This is a genomic window from Marinovum sp. PR37 (genome assembly GCF_028807375.1).
GTDB classification, from domain to species: domain Bacteria; phylum Pseudomonadota; class Alphaproteobacteria; order Rhodobacterales; family Rhodobacteraceae; genus Marinovum; species Marinovum algicola.
Genome location: NZ_JARAML010000004.1, coordinates 87,094 through 103,147, shown reverse-complemented (window position 1 = coordinate 103,147; position 16,054 = coordinate 87,094). Strand labels below are relative to the sequence as shown.

At 67.0% G+C, this 16,054-nt stretch carries 13 protein-coding genes; 9 read left to right on the top strand and 4 right to left on the bottom strand.

Going from position 1 to position 16,054, the window contains the following annotated elements; genetic code table 11:
• Nucleotides 1-27: 27 nt before the first annotated feature.
• Nucleotides 28-2,334 (top strand): molybdopterin-dependent oxidoreductase, encoded by a 2,307-nt coding sequence (locus tag PVW49_RS05050; RefSeq protein WP_274590044.1) that lies wholly within the window; start codon nucleotides 28-30, stop codon nucleotides 2,332-2,334.
• A 33-nt stretch (nucleotides 2,335-2,367) separates the two neighbouring features.
• On the top strand, nucleotides 2,368-3,138 hold the full coding sequence (locus PVW49_RS05045; RefSeq protein ID WP_048530781.1) for an IclR family transcriptional regulator: 771 nt from the start codon (nucleotides 2,368-2,370) through the stop codon (nucleotides 3,136-3,138).
• Between the two features lie 157 nt (nucleotides 3,139-3,295).
• On the opposite strand, the gene PVW49_RS05040 is transcribed toward PVW49_RS05045, so the two are convergent.
• Entirely contained in the window at nucleotides 3,296-3,700 is a 405-nt protein-coding gene (locus PVW49_RS05040) for a rhodanese-like domain-containing protein (RefSeq protein WP_048530783.1), read from the bottom strand.
• Between the two features lie 125 nt (nucleotides 3,701-3,825).
• On the opposite strand from PVW49_RS05040, the gene PVW49_RS05035 reads away from it, so the two are divergent.
• The 7 genes from PVW49_RS05035 to PVW49_RS05005 are packed head-to-tail and all read left to right on the top strand — an operon-like array spanning nucleotide 3,826 to nucleotide 12,610.
• The gene (locus tag PVW49_RS05035) at nucleotides 3,826-5,100 is read left to right on the top strand and encodes an NAD(P)/FAD-dependent oxidoreductase (protein WP_048530785.1); all 1,275 of its coding nucleotides are present in this window, start codon (nucleotides 3,826-3,828) and stop codon (nucleotides 5,098-5,100) included.
• 3 nt (nucleotides 5,101-5,103) lie between these two features.
• On the top strand, nucleotides 5,104-7,191 hold the full coding sequence (locus PVW49_RS05030) for a hydantoinase/oxoprolinase family protein (RefSeq protein ID WP_274590043.1): 2,088 nt from the start codon (nucleotides 5,104-5,106) through the stop codon (nucleotides 7,189-7,191).
• A complete protein-coding gene (locus tag PVW49_RS05025; protein WP_074835221.1) occupies nucleotides 7,188-8,834 on the top strand; it encodes a hydantoinase B/oxoprolinase family protein in 1,647 nt (548 codons plus the stop codon). The genes PVW49_RS05030 and PVW49_RS05025 overlap by 4 nt, the downstream gene beginning before the upstream one ends.
• 4 nt (nucleotides 8,835-8,838) lie before the next feature.
• Nucleotides 8,839-9,588, top strand: a complete 750-nt coding sequence (locus tag PVW49_RS05020) for an SDR family NAD(P)-dependent oxidoreductase (RefSeq protein WP_048533716.1) — start codon at nucleotides 8,839-8,841, stop codon at nucleotides 9,586-9,588.
• A 12-nt stretch (nucleotides 9,589-9,600) separates the two neighbouring features.
• Nucleotides 9,601-11,514: a propionyl-CoA synthetase gene (locus PVW49_RS05015; protein ID WP_074835218.1), complete on the top strand. Its 1,914-nt coding sequence runs from the start codon at nucleotides 9,601-9,603 to the stop codon at nucleotides 11,512-11,514.
• Nucleotides 11,511-11,861 carry a RidA family protein gene (locus PVW49_RS05010; RefSeq protein WP_074835216.1) on the top strand — a complete coding sequence of 117 codons (351 nt, stop codon included), beginning with the start codon at nucleotides 11,511-11,513 and terminating at the stop codon, nucleotides 11,859-11,861. The genes PVW49_RS05015 and PVW49_RS05010 overlap by 4 nt, the downstream gene beginning before the upstream one ends.
• Nucleotides 11,862-11,872: 11 nt before the next feature.
• Complete coding sequence (locus tag PVW49_RS05005; RefSeq protein WP_083415949.1) at nucleotides 11,873-12,610, top strand: amino acid ABC transporter ATP-binding protein; 738 nt, start codon at nucleotides 11,873-11,875, stop codon at nucleotides 12,608-12,610.
• A gap of 98 nt (nucleotides 12,611-12,708) precedes the next feature.
• Here PVW49_RS05005 and PVW49_RS05000 read toward each other — a convergent pair whose 3' ends face one another.
• The 3 genes from PVW49_RS05000 to PVW49_RS04990 form a co-directional block, all read right to left on the bottom strand.
• Nucleotides 12,709-13,389, bottom strand: coding sequence for a GntR family transcriptional regulator (locus PVW49_RS05000; protein WP_048530798.1), 681 nt, complete (start codon nucleotides 13,387-13,389; stop codon nucleotides 12,709-12,711).
• Nucleotides 13,390-13,532: 143 nt separating this feature from the next.
• Nucleotides 13,533-14,513, bottom strand: coding sequence for a 2-dehydropantoate 2-reductase (locus PVW49_RS04995; protein ID WP_274562848.1), 981 nt, complete (start codon nucleotides 14,511-14,513; stop codon nucleotides 13,533-13,535).
• On the bottom strand, nucleotides 14,510-16,051 hold the full coding sequence (locus tag PVW49_RS04990) for an acyl--CoA ligase (RefSeq protein WP_274590042.1): 1,542 nt from the start codon (nucleotides 16,049-16,051) through the stop codon (nucleotides 14,510-14,512). Before PVW49_RS04990 ends, PVW49_RS04995 begins: the two co-directional genes overlap by 4 nt.
• Nucleotides 16,052-16,054: the final 3 nt, after the last annotated feature.

The window sequence follows — 16,054 nt, the reverse complement described above, 5'->3', positions numbered from 1 at the left end:
TTGTATATCGGCACACAGGTGAAGGTCATGAGCGAACGACAGACAAAGCTGACGGCAAGCCATTGGGGTGTCGGGCTGGCGACGATCGAGGGCGGACGCGTTGTATCGGTGGCGGGCCACCCGGCGGATCCCGCAGCCTCGGAGATCAACGCCAATATCCCCGGCAGCCTGCATGGCAGGGCGCGGGTGCGCCGCCCGGCGGTGCGCAAGAGCTGGCTGGCGGGCAGGTCTGGCGCGGTGCCGCGCGGCCAGGACAGCTTTGTCGAGGTCAGCTGGGAACGGGCGCTCGACCTGATCGCCGCCGAGCTCACCCGCGTGCGCGCGGCCCATGGCAACCGCGGTATCTTTGCCGGCTCTTACGGCTGGTCGAGCGCCGGGCGGTTCCATCACGCGCAGAGCCAGCTCAAGCGGTTCCTCAACACCATCGGCGGCTTTGTCCGCTCCGAGGGCAATTACAGCTACAATGCCGCGCTTGGTCTGATGCCGCATATCGTCGGCCCCTATCGCAGCCATGTGGCCCAGGCGACGCGCTGGCCGGTGATCGCGAAACACGCCGATCTGGTGGTGATGTTCGGCGGCATGGCGCTGCGCAACACCCAGGTCAGCGATGGCGGGGTCTCGCGTCACCGAATGGCGGGCAACCTCGCTGCCTGCGTCGAAAACGGCGTCTCCTTCGTCAACATCAGCCCGCTGCGAAGCGATGCCGCCGAAGTGCTGCGGGCCGAATGGATGCCGGCGCGGCCCGGCTCCGACACCGCTCTGATGCTGGGGCTGGCGCATACCTTGCTGCGCGAGGGGCTGCATGACCCGGCCTTTCTGGCGCGTTACACCGTCGGCTTCGACCGGATCGAGGCCTATCTGACCGGCGCCGCGGATGGCGTCGCCAAGGATGCGGACTGGGCCGAGGCGCGGACCGGCGTCGCGGCCGAGCGCATCCGCGCGCTGGCGCGGCGGATGGCGGCGGGACGCACCATGATCTCGGTCGCGGCCGGGGTGCAGCGCACGGATTACGGCGAACAGCCGATGTGGATGGCGGTGACGCTGGCGGCGATGCTGGGGCAGATCGGTCTGCCCGGCGGAGGCTATACCGTGGGATACGGGGTCAACGCCAATATCGGCAATATCGAGCGCCCGTTCCGCTGGGGCACGATCTCTCAGGGGGTGAACCCGGTCACCGATTTCATTCCGGTCGCAATGATCAGCGAGATGCTGCTCAACCCCGGCGGCAGCTATCGTTATCAGGGCGAAACGCGCACCTTTCCCGAGGCGCGGCTGGTCTGGTGGGCCGGGGGAAATCCGTTCCACCACCATCAGGATCTGAACCGGCTGCATCGCGCCTTCCAGACGCCCGATACGGTGATCGTCAACGAGGTCAACTGGACCGCCACGGCGCGCCATGCCGATATCGTGCTGCCGGTGGCCGCCGCGCAGGAGCGGACCGATTTCGGCGCCGGCAAATCCGACAATGCGCTGGTGCCGATGCCGCGGCTGGTGGCGCCCGTGGGCGAGGCGCGGGTGGAATATGACATCTACGCCGATCTCGCCGCGCGGCTGGGCGTGGCCGAGGATTTCACCGAAGGCAAGACCGCCGACGGCTGGCTGCACGAGATCTGGGAACTGACCCGCAGCCGGGGGCGGGAGAAGGGCTTTGACCTGCCGGACTGGGAGAGCTTTCTCGCCGGTGACGTGATCGCGCTGGACGACCCGAGCCCCGATCAGGTCTTTCTCGCCGGGTATCGCGCCGACCTCGAGGCGCATCCGTTGCCGACGCCCAGCGGCCGCATCGAGATATTTTCCGAGACCATCGCCGGCTTTGACCTGCCCGACTGCAAGGGCCATCCCGCGTGGTTCCCGCCGCGCGATCTGGCCGCGGGGCAGGGCGCGGCGTACCCGCTGGCGTTGCTCTCGGGCCAGCCCAAGACCCGGCTGCACAGCCAGCTCGACAATGGCGCCTACAGCCTCAGCCACAAGGTGGCGGGGCGCGAGCCGGTGCTGATCCATCCCGAGGATGCGCAGGCGCGCGGCATCGCCGAGGGGGCGGTGGTCGAACTCTACAATGCGCGCGGGCGCTGTCTGGCGGGGGCACGGGTCACCGACGAGGTGCACCCCGGCTGCGTCTTTCTCTGGACCGGTGCCTGGTGGGATCCGGATTTTGCCGCCCCCCAGGCCCGCGACCGCCACGGCAACCCCAACGTGCTGACCCATGACCTGCGCACCTCGTCGCTGACCCAGAGCCCGGCGGCGCATTCCGCGCGGGTCGAGGTCCGCCGGTTCGAGGGCACGCCGCCGCCGGTCGAGGCGCATGATCCGCCGGCTTTCGACGCGGCACCATAACTGATAACAAGACAAAAACAGGATCCGACAGACATGAACATGGACGCCCCGAAAGAGCCCAAGGTGGATTCGACGCTGTCAAAGGGCCTGTCGATCCTCGAAAACCTCGTCGCCTCGCAAGAGGGCAAGGGTGTCACCGATCTGTCCAAGGAGCTGGGGCTGACCAAGTCCAACACCTTTCGCCTGCTGCAAACGCTGGTGACGCTGGGCTATGTGCAGCACCTGCCCGACAAGACCTATTCCGCCACGCTCAAGACCTGGCGGGTCGGGCGGGCCTCGGTCGAGAATCTGAACCTGCGGGAACTGGCGGCGCCCGAGCTGTCCTTCCTGTCGCAGGAAACCGGCGAGACGGTCTATCTGGCGGTGCGCGAGGGGCTCTCGGTGGTCTATATCGACAAGGTCGACAGTCAGAAGCCGATCCGCTCGTGGAACGCCATCGGCGGCACCGCGCCGCTGCATTGCGTCGGCACCGGCAAGGCCATTCTGGCGGCCGATTACGACAAGCTGCGCGATCAGATCGGCCCCGCGCTGACGCGGCACACCGACCGGACGCTGACCGATCCGGGCGCGCTCGAGGCCGATCTCGGGCGCACGCTCAAGCGCGGCTTTGCCTATGACACCGGCGAGTTTCGCGACCGCATCCTGAGCTTTGGCGCCGCCATCACCCTGCCGGGCGGCGAGCCGGTCGGCGCGCTGGGCATCTCGCTGCCCGACATCAACATGCCGGAGGGCGGCGAGGAACGTTTCGGCGCGCTGGTGGCGCATGCGGCCCGCTCGGTCTCGGCCAAGCTGGGCAGCCGTTAGCGGCGGGCGGCGCCCGGGCGTCACGACGCGGGCTTGCGCCCGGAGGAGACCCGCCCCGGACGGGATCCGGGGCCTCTGGCCGGGCAAGGGCGAGGTCCCGGAGCAGGTCCGGGACGGGTGTTGAGATGCGCGTGCGTCCGGGCTGTGCGCGTCCGTCTCAGGATTTCGGTTCGGGGAATTCCACCGGGCCGCCCTGTTTCTCCCATGTCGAGAAGCCGTCTTTCAGGTGCGCGGCCTCGAATCCCATGTCCTGAAGCGTGGCCGTGGTCAGCGCCGAACGCCAGCCCGAGGCGCAGTGGAAGACGAATTTCTTGTCCTCCTGCGCAAAGATGTCCTTGAAATAGGGGCTGTCCGGGTCGACCCAGAATTCGATCATCCCGCGCGGCGCGTGAAAGCTGCCCGGGATATAGCCGCTGCGCTGGCGCTCGCGCACGTCGCGGATATCAACCACCACGACATTCGGATCGTCCAGCATGGCGATCAGGTCGCCGGTTTCAATCTCTTCGATACGGGCTCGGGCATCGGCCACCATCTGGGCCGAAGAGGTCTTGAGCTGTGCCATGGTCTTTCCTTCGTTCTGAATTGTGCTGATATATGGAACTGATATTTCGTATATTGACACACTGGCGGCACCCATGCAAGCCTTTGCGCAGAGAGGACAGCCCCTCGCAGAAGGAGATTCGATACATGACCGCACAGGACGCAATATCGCTCTGGGACGCCTCTGCGCAGGAGCCCGACTATCGCGCGCCGCTGGATGGTGACGTCTCGGTGGATGTGGCCATCGTCGGCGGCGGCTTTACCGGTCTGTCGACCGCGCTGCACTGCGCCGAAAAGGGACTTTCGGCGCATGTGATCGAGGCCGAGCAGATCGGCTATGGCGGCTCGGGCCGCAATGTCGGGCTGGTCAATGCCGCGCTCTGGCTGCCGCCCCGCAAGGTGCGTGAGCAGCTGGGCGACACCTATGGCCCGCGCTTCATCAAGCGCTTCGGCAAGGGGCCGGAATATGTCTTTTCGCTGATCGAGAAACACCAGATTCGCTGCGAGGTGACCCGCACCGGCACCATTCACGCCGCCCATGGCCCCAGCGGTTTTGCCGATCTTCAGGACCGGCACAAGGAATGGCAGCGGCTGGGCGAACCGGTCGATCTTCTGGGCCGTGACGAGGTATCCCGGTTGATCGGCACCGATCATTTCCACGGCGGTCTGGTCGATCACCGCTGCGGCACCATCAACCCGATGGGTTATTGCCGGGGGCTGGCGCGCGCCGCGCTGGGCGCCGGGGCCAAGATCAGCACCGGCCTGCGCGCCACCCGGCTGCACCGCGACGGCGACCTGTGGAAGGTCGAGACCACGAAGGGCGTGATCACCGCCAAGGCGGTGGTGCTGGGCACCAATGCCTATTCCGACGATCTCTGGCCCGGGCTCAAACGCATCTACACGATCATCAACTATTTCCAGCTGGCGACCCGGCCGCTGGGGCCGGAGGCCAGCTACATCCTGCCCGGCCGGCAGGGCGTCTGGGACACCGGGCAGATCATGTTCAACGTGCGCCGCGACGCCTATGACCGGCTGTTGATCGGCTCCATGGGCAAGGTCATGGGGCACAAGGATCGTGGGCTGTCGCATCGCTGGGCCAGAAAGCAGATTGCCCGGCTCTTCCCCAAGCTCGGCCCGGTCGAATTCGAGGAGGCCTGGCACGGCCAGATCGCCATGACCCCCGACCATTTGCCACGGATTCACGAGCTTGCACCCAACCTCTTTACCCCGATAGGCTACAACGGGCGCGGCATCACCACCGGCACCATGTTCGGCGAAACCATGGCCGGGCTGCTGACCGGCATGGACCGTGCCGATCTGCCGCTGCCGATGACCGAGATGTCCACGGTGCCGGCGGCGCCCCTGATGTCGCGGCTCTATCAATCCGCCTTTACCGCCAACCAGCTACTCAAGGCCATCTGACCCATGACCAATCCCATGATCCGCGTCGGCGTCGACATCGGCGGCACCTTCACCGACGTCGCGCTCGCCCATCCCGAAGGTCTGTCGACCTGCAAGGTGCTGACCAATTACTCCCAGCCGGAACAGGCCATCCTCGACGGCATCTCGATTGCCGCCGACAAGGCCGGCATCGACCTCGGCCAGATCGGCCAGGTGATTCACGGCACCACGCTGGTCACCAATGCGCTGATCGAACGGCGCGGTGCGCGGCTGGCCTTCATCACCACCGAGGGCTTTCGCGACGTCATCGAGATGCGCTCGGAAAACCGCTTCGAGCAATACGACCTGAACCTCTCGCTGCCCAAGCCGCTGGTGCCGCGCGAGGATCGCTTTACCCTGAGCGAACGCATGGGCCCCGAAGGCGAGGTGCTGCTGCCGCTGGCCGCCGCCGAGGTCGAGGCGATGGTGCAGCGGGTGCTGGAGGGCGGTTACGAGGCGGTGGCCATCGGGCTGATGCACGCCTATACCAATGACGCCCATGAACGCCAGATCGCCGAGGCGCTGCGCGCCGCCGCGCCGGAGCTGTCGATCTCGCTGTCCTCGGTGATCTCGCCTCAGATGCGCGAGCTGCCACGGTTCAACACGGTGATCGCCAATGCCTATGTGCAGCCGCAGGTCGCCGATTACCTCGGCCGGCTGGTGCACCGGCTGGGCGAGGCCGGGGTCACGGCGCCGGTCTTCATGCTGCATTCCGGCGGCGGGCTGATCTCGGTCGAGGTGGCGGCGGAACAGCCGGTCCGGCTGCTCGAATCCGGCCCGGCGGGCGGCGCGATCTTTGCCGCCGATTTCGCCCGCGGCCATAAGCTCGACTCGGTGCTCTCCTTCGACATGGGCGGCACCACCGCCAAGATCTGCCTGATCGAGGACGGCGCGCCGAAGACCGCAAATACTTTCGAGGTGGCGCGCACCTATCGGTTCAAGAAGGGCTCGGGCATGACGGTTTCGACCCCGGTGGTCGAGATGGTCGAGATCGGGGCGGGGGGCGGCTCGATCGCCTCGATCGACGCGCTTGGCCGCATCCAGGTGGGGCCGCGCTCGGCCGGCTCCGAGCCGGGACCGGCCTGCTACGGCAAAGGTGGTCAGGAGCCGACAGTGACCGATGCCAATCTGCTGCTCGGCCGGCTCGACCCCAATAATTTCGCCGGCGGCGCGATCCCGCTGTCGGTAGCGGCCTCGGAAACCGCCGTGGCCACGCGACTGGCCGAAAACCTCGGGATGAGCGCCTCTGACGCGGCCTTCGGCGTGACCGAGATGGTCGACGAGAACATGGCCAATGCCGCCCGCGTGCATACCGTGGAAAACGGCCGCGACATCGAGCATTTCACCATGATCGGCTTTGGCGGCGGCGCGCCGCTGCATGCCTGCCGGCTGGCCGAGAAGCTGGGCATTGCCGAGGTGATCATTCCGCCCGGCGCCGGTGTCGGCTCGGCCATCGGTTTCCTCAAGGCGCCGTTCAGCTACGAGGCGACGCGCGGCCTGTTCCAGAGGCTCGATGACTTCGACGCCGCCAGCGTCAACACCGCCCTGGCCGAGCTGGAGGAAGAGGCCACCGCCTTTGTCGAAGCCGGCGCCAAGGGGGCCGAGACCACGACCCGGCTCACCGCCTTCATGCGCTACGCCGGTCAGGGTTGGGAGATCCCCGTGGCGCTGCCCTACAAGACTTTCGCCGATGCCGACAAGACCGAGATCCTGACCGCCTTCGAGGCTGCCTATCGCACGCTCTTCGGCCGGGTGATCGAGGGTCTGGGCATCGAGATCACCAATTGGTCGCTGGTGGTGGCCTCGGTGTTGCCGGAAACCCCGCCGGTGGCGCGCCATGGGTGCGGCGCCGGGGTCACCGCCCGGCGCAAGCGCCAGTTCTACGATGCCGCCCTGCGCCAGACTGTCGAGGCACGCGAGGTCGACCGCGCCGAGATGGCAGCCGGCTGCGCCGTCGACGGCCCGGCGATCATCGTCGAGAACGAAACCACAACCATCGTCACCTCGGGCTATCGCTGCGTCGGCCAGGGCGACGGCAGCCTGCGCCTGATCCGCAAGGGAGATATCGCATGACCCCGACAGCCATTGACTATCAGATCATGTGGAACCGCCTGATCGCGGTGGTGGAGGAACAGGCGACAACGCTGATCCGCACCGCGTTCTCGACCTCGGTGCGAGAGGCCGGCGATCTTTCGGCCGGGCTGTTCGACCGGCAGGGCCGGATGATGGCGCAGGCGGTGACCGGCACGCCGGGGCATGTGAATGCCATGGCCGAAAGCGTCACCCATTTCGTGCGCGAGATCGGGCCGCAGAACATCTTCGAAGGCGATGTCTTCATCACCAATGATCCCTGGATGGGCACCGGCCACCTGCATGATATCACCGTCGTCTCGCCCTCGTTCCGCGACGGCCGACACATCGGCTTTTTCGCCTGCACCGCGCATGTGGTCGACATCGGCGGGCGCGGCTTTGGCCCGGACGGCAACGAGGTCTATGAAGAGGGCCTGCTGATCCCGATCATGAAATTCGCCGAACGCGGCACAGTGGCGCGCGAGCTGATCCGCCTGGTGCGCGCCAATGTGCGCGAGCCCGATCAGGTGGTGGGCGACATGTATTCGCTGGCGGCCTGCAACGAGGCCGGCGATCGGCGGTTGCAGGCGATGATGGGCGAGTTCGGCATTGCCGATCTCGACGGCCTGTCCGACTTCATCATCGACGCCAGCCGCAAGGCCACCCGCGAGGCCATCGCCCAGGTGCCTGACGGGCAATTCAGCCACCAGATGCAGGTTGACGGCTATGACGCGCCGGTGCGGATGCAGGTGCAGCTCGACATCGACGGCGACAGCCTGAAGGCCGATTTCGCCGGCACTTCGGGAATGAGCCGCTTCGGGGTGAACTGTCCCGAGGTCTATACCCGCGCCTATGCCTGTTATGGTCTGAAATGCGCCATCGCTCCGCAGGTGCCCAACAACACCGGTTCGCTGGAGCCCTTCGAGATCACCGCGCCGGAAGGTTGCATCCTCGCCGCCAAACGGCCGGCGCCGGTCTCGGTGCGCCACGTTCTGGGCCATCTGGTGCCCGATGTGGTGCTGGGCGCGTTGCATCAGGCGCTGCCGAACACCGTGCCGGCCGAGGGGGCCAGCGCGCTCTGGAACATCCAGATTTCCGCCCGGCCCAGCGATCCCGACAGCGGGCTGCCGGGGCGCGAGGTGCTGATGTTCAACTCGGGCGGCACCGGCGCGCGCCCCGCGCTCGACGGGCTGTCGGCCACGGCCTTCCCGTCCGGCGTCTCGACGATGAGCGTCGAGGCGACGGAACATGTCGGCCCGATCACCGTCTGGCGCAAGGATCTGCGCGAAGGCTCCGGCGGCGCCGGGGCGCAGCGCGGCGGGCTGGGCCAGATCATCGAGATCGAGGCGCGCGCGGGCTATGATTTCTATTTCAACGCCATGTTCGACCGGGTCGACAATCCGGCGCAGGGGCGCGACGGTGGCGGCGCGGGTGCGCCGGGCCGGGTGGAACTGGCCGATGGCACGCAGCTGCGCAGCAAGGGCCGGCAGCTGGTCAGGAACGGCCAGCGCCTGCGGCTCAGCCTGCCGGGCGGCGGCGGCTATGGCGCGCCCGAGGATCGCGACCCGAGCCGGGTGGCAGACGACCTGCGCGCCGGGCTGATCGCGCCGGAGCAGGCCGAACAGGACTATGGATACAAAGGATAAGATGATGACGCAGACACCTCTCGCACTGATCACCGGCGGCGCCCAGGGCATCGGCTATGCCTGCGCCGAGGCCCTCAAGGAAGACGGCTTTGACGTGATCCTCGCTGATATCAACGCCGAAGGCGTGGCCGAGGCCGGCGACAAGCTGGGCGCCGTGGCCGCCATCACCTGCGACATGGGCGATGTCAGCCAGATCGAGGCAATGTTCGCCCGCATCGCCGAGGACCACGGGCCGCTCTCGGCGCTGGTCAACAACGCCGGTGTCGCCATGCCGGGCGATTTCCTGAGCTACGATCTGGAAAGCTGGGAGCGGGTGATCGACATCAACCTGCGCGGCGTTTTTCTGGCGACCCAGACGGCGGCGCGGAGCATGGTGGAAAACGGCATCGAAGGCGCCATCGTCAACATGTCGTCGATCAATGCCCAGGTGGCGATCCCGGCGATCCCGGCCTATTGCGCCTCCAAGGGCGGCGTCATGCAGCTGACCAAGGCGGCCTCGCTGGCGCTGGCCAAGCACAACATCCGCGTCAACGCCGTGGGCCCCGGTTCGATCGACACCGAGATGATGGCCGGGGTCAACGCCAACCCCGAGGCCTTCAAGGTGGCCATGTCGCGTACCCCGCTGGGCCGCGCCGGCTCGGCCCGCGAGATCGGCGACGTGGTGGCCTTCCTCTGCTCGAAAAAGGCCAGCTACATCACCGGCGAGACGATCTACGTCGATGGCGGTCGCCTCGGCCTGAACTACACCTGCTAGAGGCGTCATTCCATGTCCCGATACGCTGAAACCTATGCCGCGTGGCAGGCCGATCCCCAGGGCTTCTGGCAGGAGGCGGCAAAGGAGATCGACTGGTTCACTCCGGCGACATCCGTCTTCAATCCCGACAGCGGGGTTTACGGCCGCTGGTTCGACGGCGCAACCTGCAACACCTGCTACAATTGCGTCGACCGCCATGTCGCGGACGGCCACGGCGACCGGCTGGCGGTGATCCACGACAGCCCGGTGACCGGGCAGGTGACGCGGCATACCTACGCCGAGGTGCAGGCGCAGGTCAGCGCGCTGGCCTCGGTGTTGCGGGGCATGGGCGTGGCCAAGGGTGACCGCGTGGTGATCTACATGCCGATGGTGGCCGAGGCGGTCTTTGCCATGCTGGCCTGCGCCCGTCTGGGCGCGGTGCATTCGGTGGTTTTCGGCGGCTTCGCGGCGGCCGAGCTGGCCACGCGGATCGAGGATGCGACGCCCCGCGCGGTGATCTCGGCCTCCTGCGGGATCGAGCCGGGGCGGGTGATCGCCTACAAGCCCTTGCTCGACGAGGCGATCTCGCTCTCGGAGCACAAGCCCGCGCATTGCGTGATCCTGCAAAGGGAGACCCTGCGCTGCGATCTGACCCCGGGCCGCGACGTCGATTATGCCGCGGCGGTGAGGGCCGCCGTCGCCGCCGGCGAAGGCACGGAATGCGTCGAGGTCGCGGCGACCGATCCGCTTTATATCCTCTACACTTCGGGCACCACCGGCCAGCCCAAGGGCGTGGTACGCGATAATGGCGGCCATATGGTGGCGCTGAAATGGACGATGCAGCACCACTACGGCGTGCAGCCGGGCGAGGTGTTCTGGGCGGCCTCCGACGTCGGCTGGGTCGTCGGCCATTCCTACATCTGCTACGGGCCCCTGCTGCATGGTGCGACGACCGTGGTCTATGAGGGCAAACCGGTCGGCACACCCGATGCCGGCGCCTTCTGGCGGGTGATCCGCGATCACGGGGTTGTCGCGCTCTTTACCGCGCCGACGGCGCTGCGCGCGGTCCGCAAGGAAGACCCGGCAGGCGCGCGGATCGGCGATTATGACCTGAGCCGGTTCCGCACCCTCTTTCTGGCCGGGGAACGCTCGGATCCGGCGACGATCGAATGGGCGCAGGAGAAACTCGATCGCCCGGTGATCGATCACTGGTGGCAAACCGAGACCGGCTGGCCGATGTCGGGCAATCCGGTCGGGCTGGGGGCCTTTCCGGTCAAGCTCGGCTCTCCGGGCAAACCGATGCCGGGCTATGACATCCGGGTGCTCGACGACGACGGCCAGGAGGTGGCGCCCGGCACGCTGGGAAATATCGCCTGCAAGCTGCCGCTGCCGCCTTCGGGCTTTCCGACGCTGTGGAACGCGCCGGAGCGCTTCCTCAGTTCCTACATGCAGGAGTTTCCCGGCTATTACGCCACCTCGGATGCCGGCGTGATCGACGAGGATGGCTATGTCTTCATCATGGCGCGCACCGATGACATCATCAATGTCGCCGGCCACCGGCTGTCGACCGGGGCGATGGAGGAGGTGATTGCCAGCCATGCCGACATTGCCGAATGCGCGGTGGTCGGCAAGGCGGATGCGCTCAAGGGGCAGATGCCGCTGGGCTTTTTCGTCACCAACGACGGCGCCGACCGCGATCCGGCAGAGTTGGAACGCGAGCTGGTGCAGCTGGTGCGCGCAAAAATCGGCGCGGTGGCGGCCTTCAAATGCGCGCTCGAGGTCAAGCGCCTGCCCAAGACCCGCTCGGGCAAGGTGCTGCGCGGCACGGTACAGAAGATCGCCGACGGCGCCAGCTTCAAGATGCCGGCGGCAATCGACGACCCGGCCATTCTCGATGAAATCACCGCGGCGCTGAAAGCCCGCAACCTGATAGGACATTCCGCATGATAGAGCGTCTTCACACCGGTCCCCGGATGAGCAAGATCGTCAAGCACAACGGCACCATCTACCTCTGCGGTCAGGTCGGCGCCGGCGACGGCGTGAGCGCGCAGACCCGCGACTGCCTGGCGCGCATCGATGCTCTTCTGGCCGAGGCCGGATCGGACCGCGGCCACATCCTGCAAGCCATCGTCTGGCTCGCCGACATGGCGGATTTCGCCGAGATGAACGCGGTCTGGGATGCCTGGGTGCCCGAGGGCCGGGCCCCGGCGCGGGCCTGTGGCGAGGCGCGTCTGGCCCGCGATGCGCTGAAGGTCGAGATCATCATCACCGCGGCCGAAGCGCCCGCAGCCTGAGGAGAATGCCGATGACCCCCGCCGTCGAAATGCGAAATGTCAACAAGTGGTACGGCTCCTATCACGCGCTGCGCGATGTCACCCTCTCGGTGGCCAAGGGCGAGAAGATCGTTGTCTGCGGGCCGTCGGGCTCGGGCAAGTCGACCATGATCCGCACCATCAACCAGCTCGAGGAGCACCAGTCCGGCGAGATCCTGGTGAACGGCGAGCCGATCCTCGCCGACGCACCCAATATCGAGGAAATGCGCCGCGAGGTGGGGATGTGCTTTCAGCATTTCAACCTGTTCCCGCATCTCAGCATCCTCGAGAACTGCACCCTGGCACCGATGCTGGCGCGCAAGCTGCCGCAGGCCGAGGCGGAAGAGACCGCCATGCGCTTTCTCGACAAGGTCCAGATCGGCAATCAGGCGCGCAAATACCCCGGCCAGCTTTCGGGCGGGCAGCAGCAGCGGGTGGCCATCGCCCGGGCGCTCTGCATGAAACCCGAGATTCTGCTCTTCGACGAGCCGACCTCGGCGCTCGATCCCGAGATGATCGGCGAGGTACTCGACGTCATGGTGACCCTGGCGCAAGAGGGCATGACGATGATCTGCGTCACCCACGAGATGGGCTTTGCCCGCAAGGTGGCCGATCGGGTGCTGTTCATGGATGCCGGCGAGATCATCGAGGAAAACGATCCCGAGAGCTTCTTTACCGCGCCGAAAAACCCGCGCACGCGAAGCTTTCTCGATCAGGTGCTGACCCACTGACCCCGGCCGCCGGTCCGGAAAGGCGCAGGCGTTCGCCTTGGGGTGCCATGCGCCGGCGGTGACCGGTCAGCCGTGCCGCCGGCGGGATGCGACGACCGTCAGCCGAAGGTCCCGTCGCCCAGCAACCCGGCCAGGAATTCGCCGGTCAGCTTGTAGTGATCGAGCAGCCGCGTGCTTGCGGTATCGGCGTCGCGGGCGATGGCGGCGGCCAGGATGCCGGCGTGTTCCTCGGCCACGTCCCGCTGCTGATATTCCAGCGCCTTTCCGGCAAGGAAACGGTAACGGATGTTCAGATCGTACAATTGCGAGCAGAACTTGAGCAGGATGGGCGAGGGGGCATTGGCCAGCAGCGTCATGTGAAAGGCCTTGTGCAGATCCTCGAAATCGGCGCTGCCGGCTGCCTGGGATCGTTGCATCCGATGATGCGCGAGCACGACCGTCTCTTCCCAGTCCTGGGTGAAATGCGCGATGCTTTCGCGCAGTGCCATGTCTTCCAGAACGCAGCGGAGGCGCAGAATTTCGCGGAAATTCTCGGCGCTGATCTCTGCCGTGCGAAAGCCTCGCTGGTCGATGCGTTCAACCAGGTTGTCGGACGTCAGAAGGCTGAGCGCCTCGCGGATGGGCGAGGCACCGGTGTCGAGCCGCTTGCGCAGCCCGTCGATCTTGAGCTTTTCGCCGGGCTTCAGCTCGCCGATGACGATCATGCTTCGCAATCTCTCGTAGGCCCGGTTCGTCGCCGAGCCCGAAGGAGCGCCGATATCTGGTTCATGTGTGTTCATTTCCGCCTCCTTGAGCAATATTATCGATATTTCGGAGGCATTCAATATCCCAGAGTGCGCTGCGACCGCCTTGGCCCGGGGCGCGGTCGGGGATTTGCCGGCGCTCTTCACGCGCCGCTTCAGCAGAGTGAATGTGACTGGGGCTAGTGATACAGGCCGGCCACGCGGCCGCGCAGGGCGACCAGCGCGAGCACGGTGTCGAGCGTCGGCGTGGGAGTGTCCGTCAGCCGCCCGAGTTCCTGGACCGCCCCAACCAAGGCATCGATTTCCATCGGTCGGCCGGCGTCGAGATCCTGCCACATCGAGGTGCGATGCGCCCCCACTGCCGCGCCGCCATCGATCCGGCGTTCGACATCGATGGGGAATTTCACCCCCAGCTTCTCGGCGATCTCCTGCGCTTCGCGCATCATGCCGCGTGCGACCGCCCGCGTACCGGGATCGGTGCAGAGCACCTCAAGCGTGGCATGGGTCAGCGCCGAGATCGGATTGAAAGACAGGTTGCCCCAAAGCTTGACCCAGATTTCATCGCGGATGCGGGGGCGCACCGGCGCTTTCAGACCGGCCGCCGCAAGGGCCCTGGACAGCGCCAGCGCGCGGTCGGATTTCGTGCCGTCCGGCTCGCCCAGCGAAAAGCGATTGCCTTCGATATGCGTGATGACGCCGGGCCGGGTGACCTCGGCCGCCGGATAGACGACGCAGCCCAGTACCCGGTCGGGGCCAAAGCCGTTCCATTGCGCGTCGCCGGGGTCGACCGAGGCAAGCCTCGTGCCTTCGAATGCGCCGCCATGTTTGTGAAAATACCACCACGGCACACCGTTCACGCCGCTGACGATGGTGGTGTCGGGGCCGATCAGGGGGGTCATCCGGGTCACCACCGGCGGCACGGAATGCGCCTTAAGGGTGACGATCACGTAATCCTGCACCCCCAGCGCCGCCGGGTCGTCGGACGCGGTGACCGGCACGGTGACAGGGGCTTTGTCGGTTTCGTGCAGGGTCAGCCCGTTTGCCTGCATCGCGGCCAAATGCGGCCCGCGCGCGACCAGGCTGACATCGGCCCCGGCCTGCGCGAGCTTGACGCCCATGTAGCCGCCGATGGCCCCGGCGCCAAAAATGCAGATCTTCATTCGCCGGCCTCCATCAGGCCCAGCGTTTCGGCCATGCCGATGCGCTGGATCTTTCCGGTCGCGCCCTTGGGGATCTCGTCGAGCAGGAGGACGCGGCGGGGCACCTTGAAATCGGCCAAGCGTTCGGCGGCGAAGGCGCGGATGCCCTGTTCGTCGAGCGACGACCCTTCCGCGAGAACCGCCGCCGCGGCGATCTCTTCGCCGAGTTTCGGATGCGGCACGGCAAAACAGACGACCTGGGCAATCTCGGGGTGGCTCAACAGCGCGGCGTCGACCTCGAGCGGGCTTATCTTTTCGCCGCCGCGATTGATGATCTCCTTCAGCCGGCCGGTCAGCCGGAGATAGCCTTCGGCGTCGAAGGCCCCCTGATCGCCGGTGCGGAACCAGCGCATGCCCCCGGCCTCGAAAAAATTCTCGGCATTGGCCTTGGGGTTGCCCTCATAGCCCAGGGTGACATTCGGGCCGCTGATGACGATCTCGCCGGTGGCGGCGCGGTCGAGCAGGCGGTTTTCCGACTCGTCGGCAATCGCCACTTCCGGCCCGGCGGCAATGCCGACCGATCCGGGCTTCTGGGCGCGGGGCGGCAGCGGGTTGCAGCACATCTGATGCGCGGCTTCGGTCATGCCATAGGCCTCGATCACCGGCGCGCCGAAAGTGGCCGTCAGCTCTTGCATCACCGGCGCCGGCAGCGAGGCGGAGGACGACCGCAGGAACCGCACCGGCGCCCGCGCGATGATCTCGCTGTTGCGGGCGGCGCGGGACAGGATCGCTTGGTGCATGGTCGGCACCGCTGTGAACCAGCTGGGCCGAACCTCGTCGAGCTGGGCAAAGAACTTCAGCGCATTGAAGCCCGGAGCGCAGCTGATCCGCGCGCCGGCGGCAAGCGAGGCCGAGACCGCGGCAATCAGCCCGTGAATGTGAAACAGCGGCATGACGTTCAGGCAGCAATCCTCCGGCGTCAGGTCCAGCGAGGCGCTGACGTTTCGCGCCGAGGCGGCGACGTTGGCGTGCAGCAGGGGCACGATCTTGGGCCGCGAGGTCGTGCCGGAGGTGTGCAGGATCAGGGCGGTGTCGTCGGCCTCGGGCGCGGTGGTGTCGCACCTGTCGCCGGCGGCCTCGGTCGACAGCGTGAAGGTGCCGGCGGGATCGCGCACCGAGGCGGTCAGCCGCAGCACCCGAATGCCGAACCGGGCGGCGGCGGGCAGGGCCGGGCCGTCGTATTCCGCGGCCACCACCAGCGCCTTGGCCTTGAGGTCTTCGAGGTAGAACTCGTATTCCTCCTGCCGGTAGGCCGGGTTCAGCGGCGCCGCGGTGGCGGTCTGGGCGATGGTGACAAAGGCGGTGGCCATCTCGGGCCCGTTGGGCAGCACGATGGCGACCCGGTCGCCCCGGCCGATGCCCTGGCCGTGCAGGGCCGCGCCGACCGCGCCGCTCAGGTCGCGCAGGGCGCCGTAGGTCAGCCAGTCGCGCCCGGGTGCGCCGATGGCCGGGGCGGTGGCGGCATGCGCCGCGATCAGGGTGGCGAGGGTCTGGCTCATGGC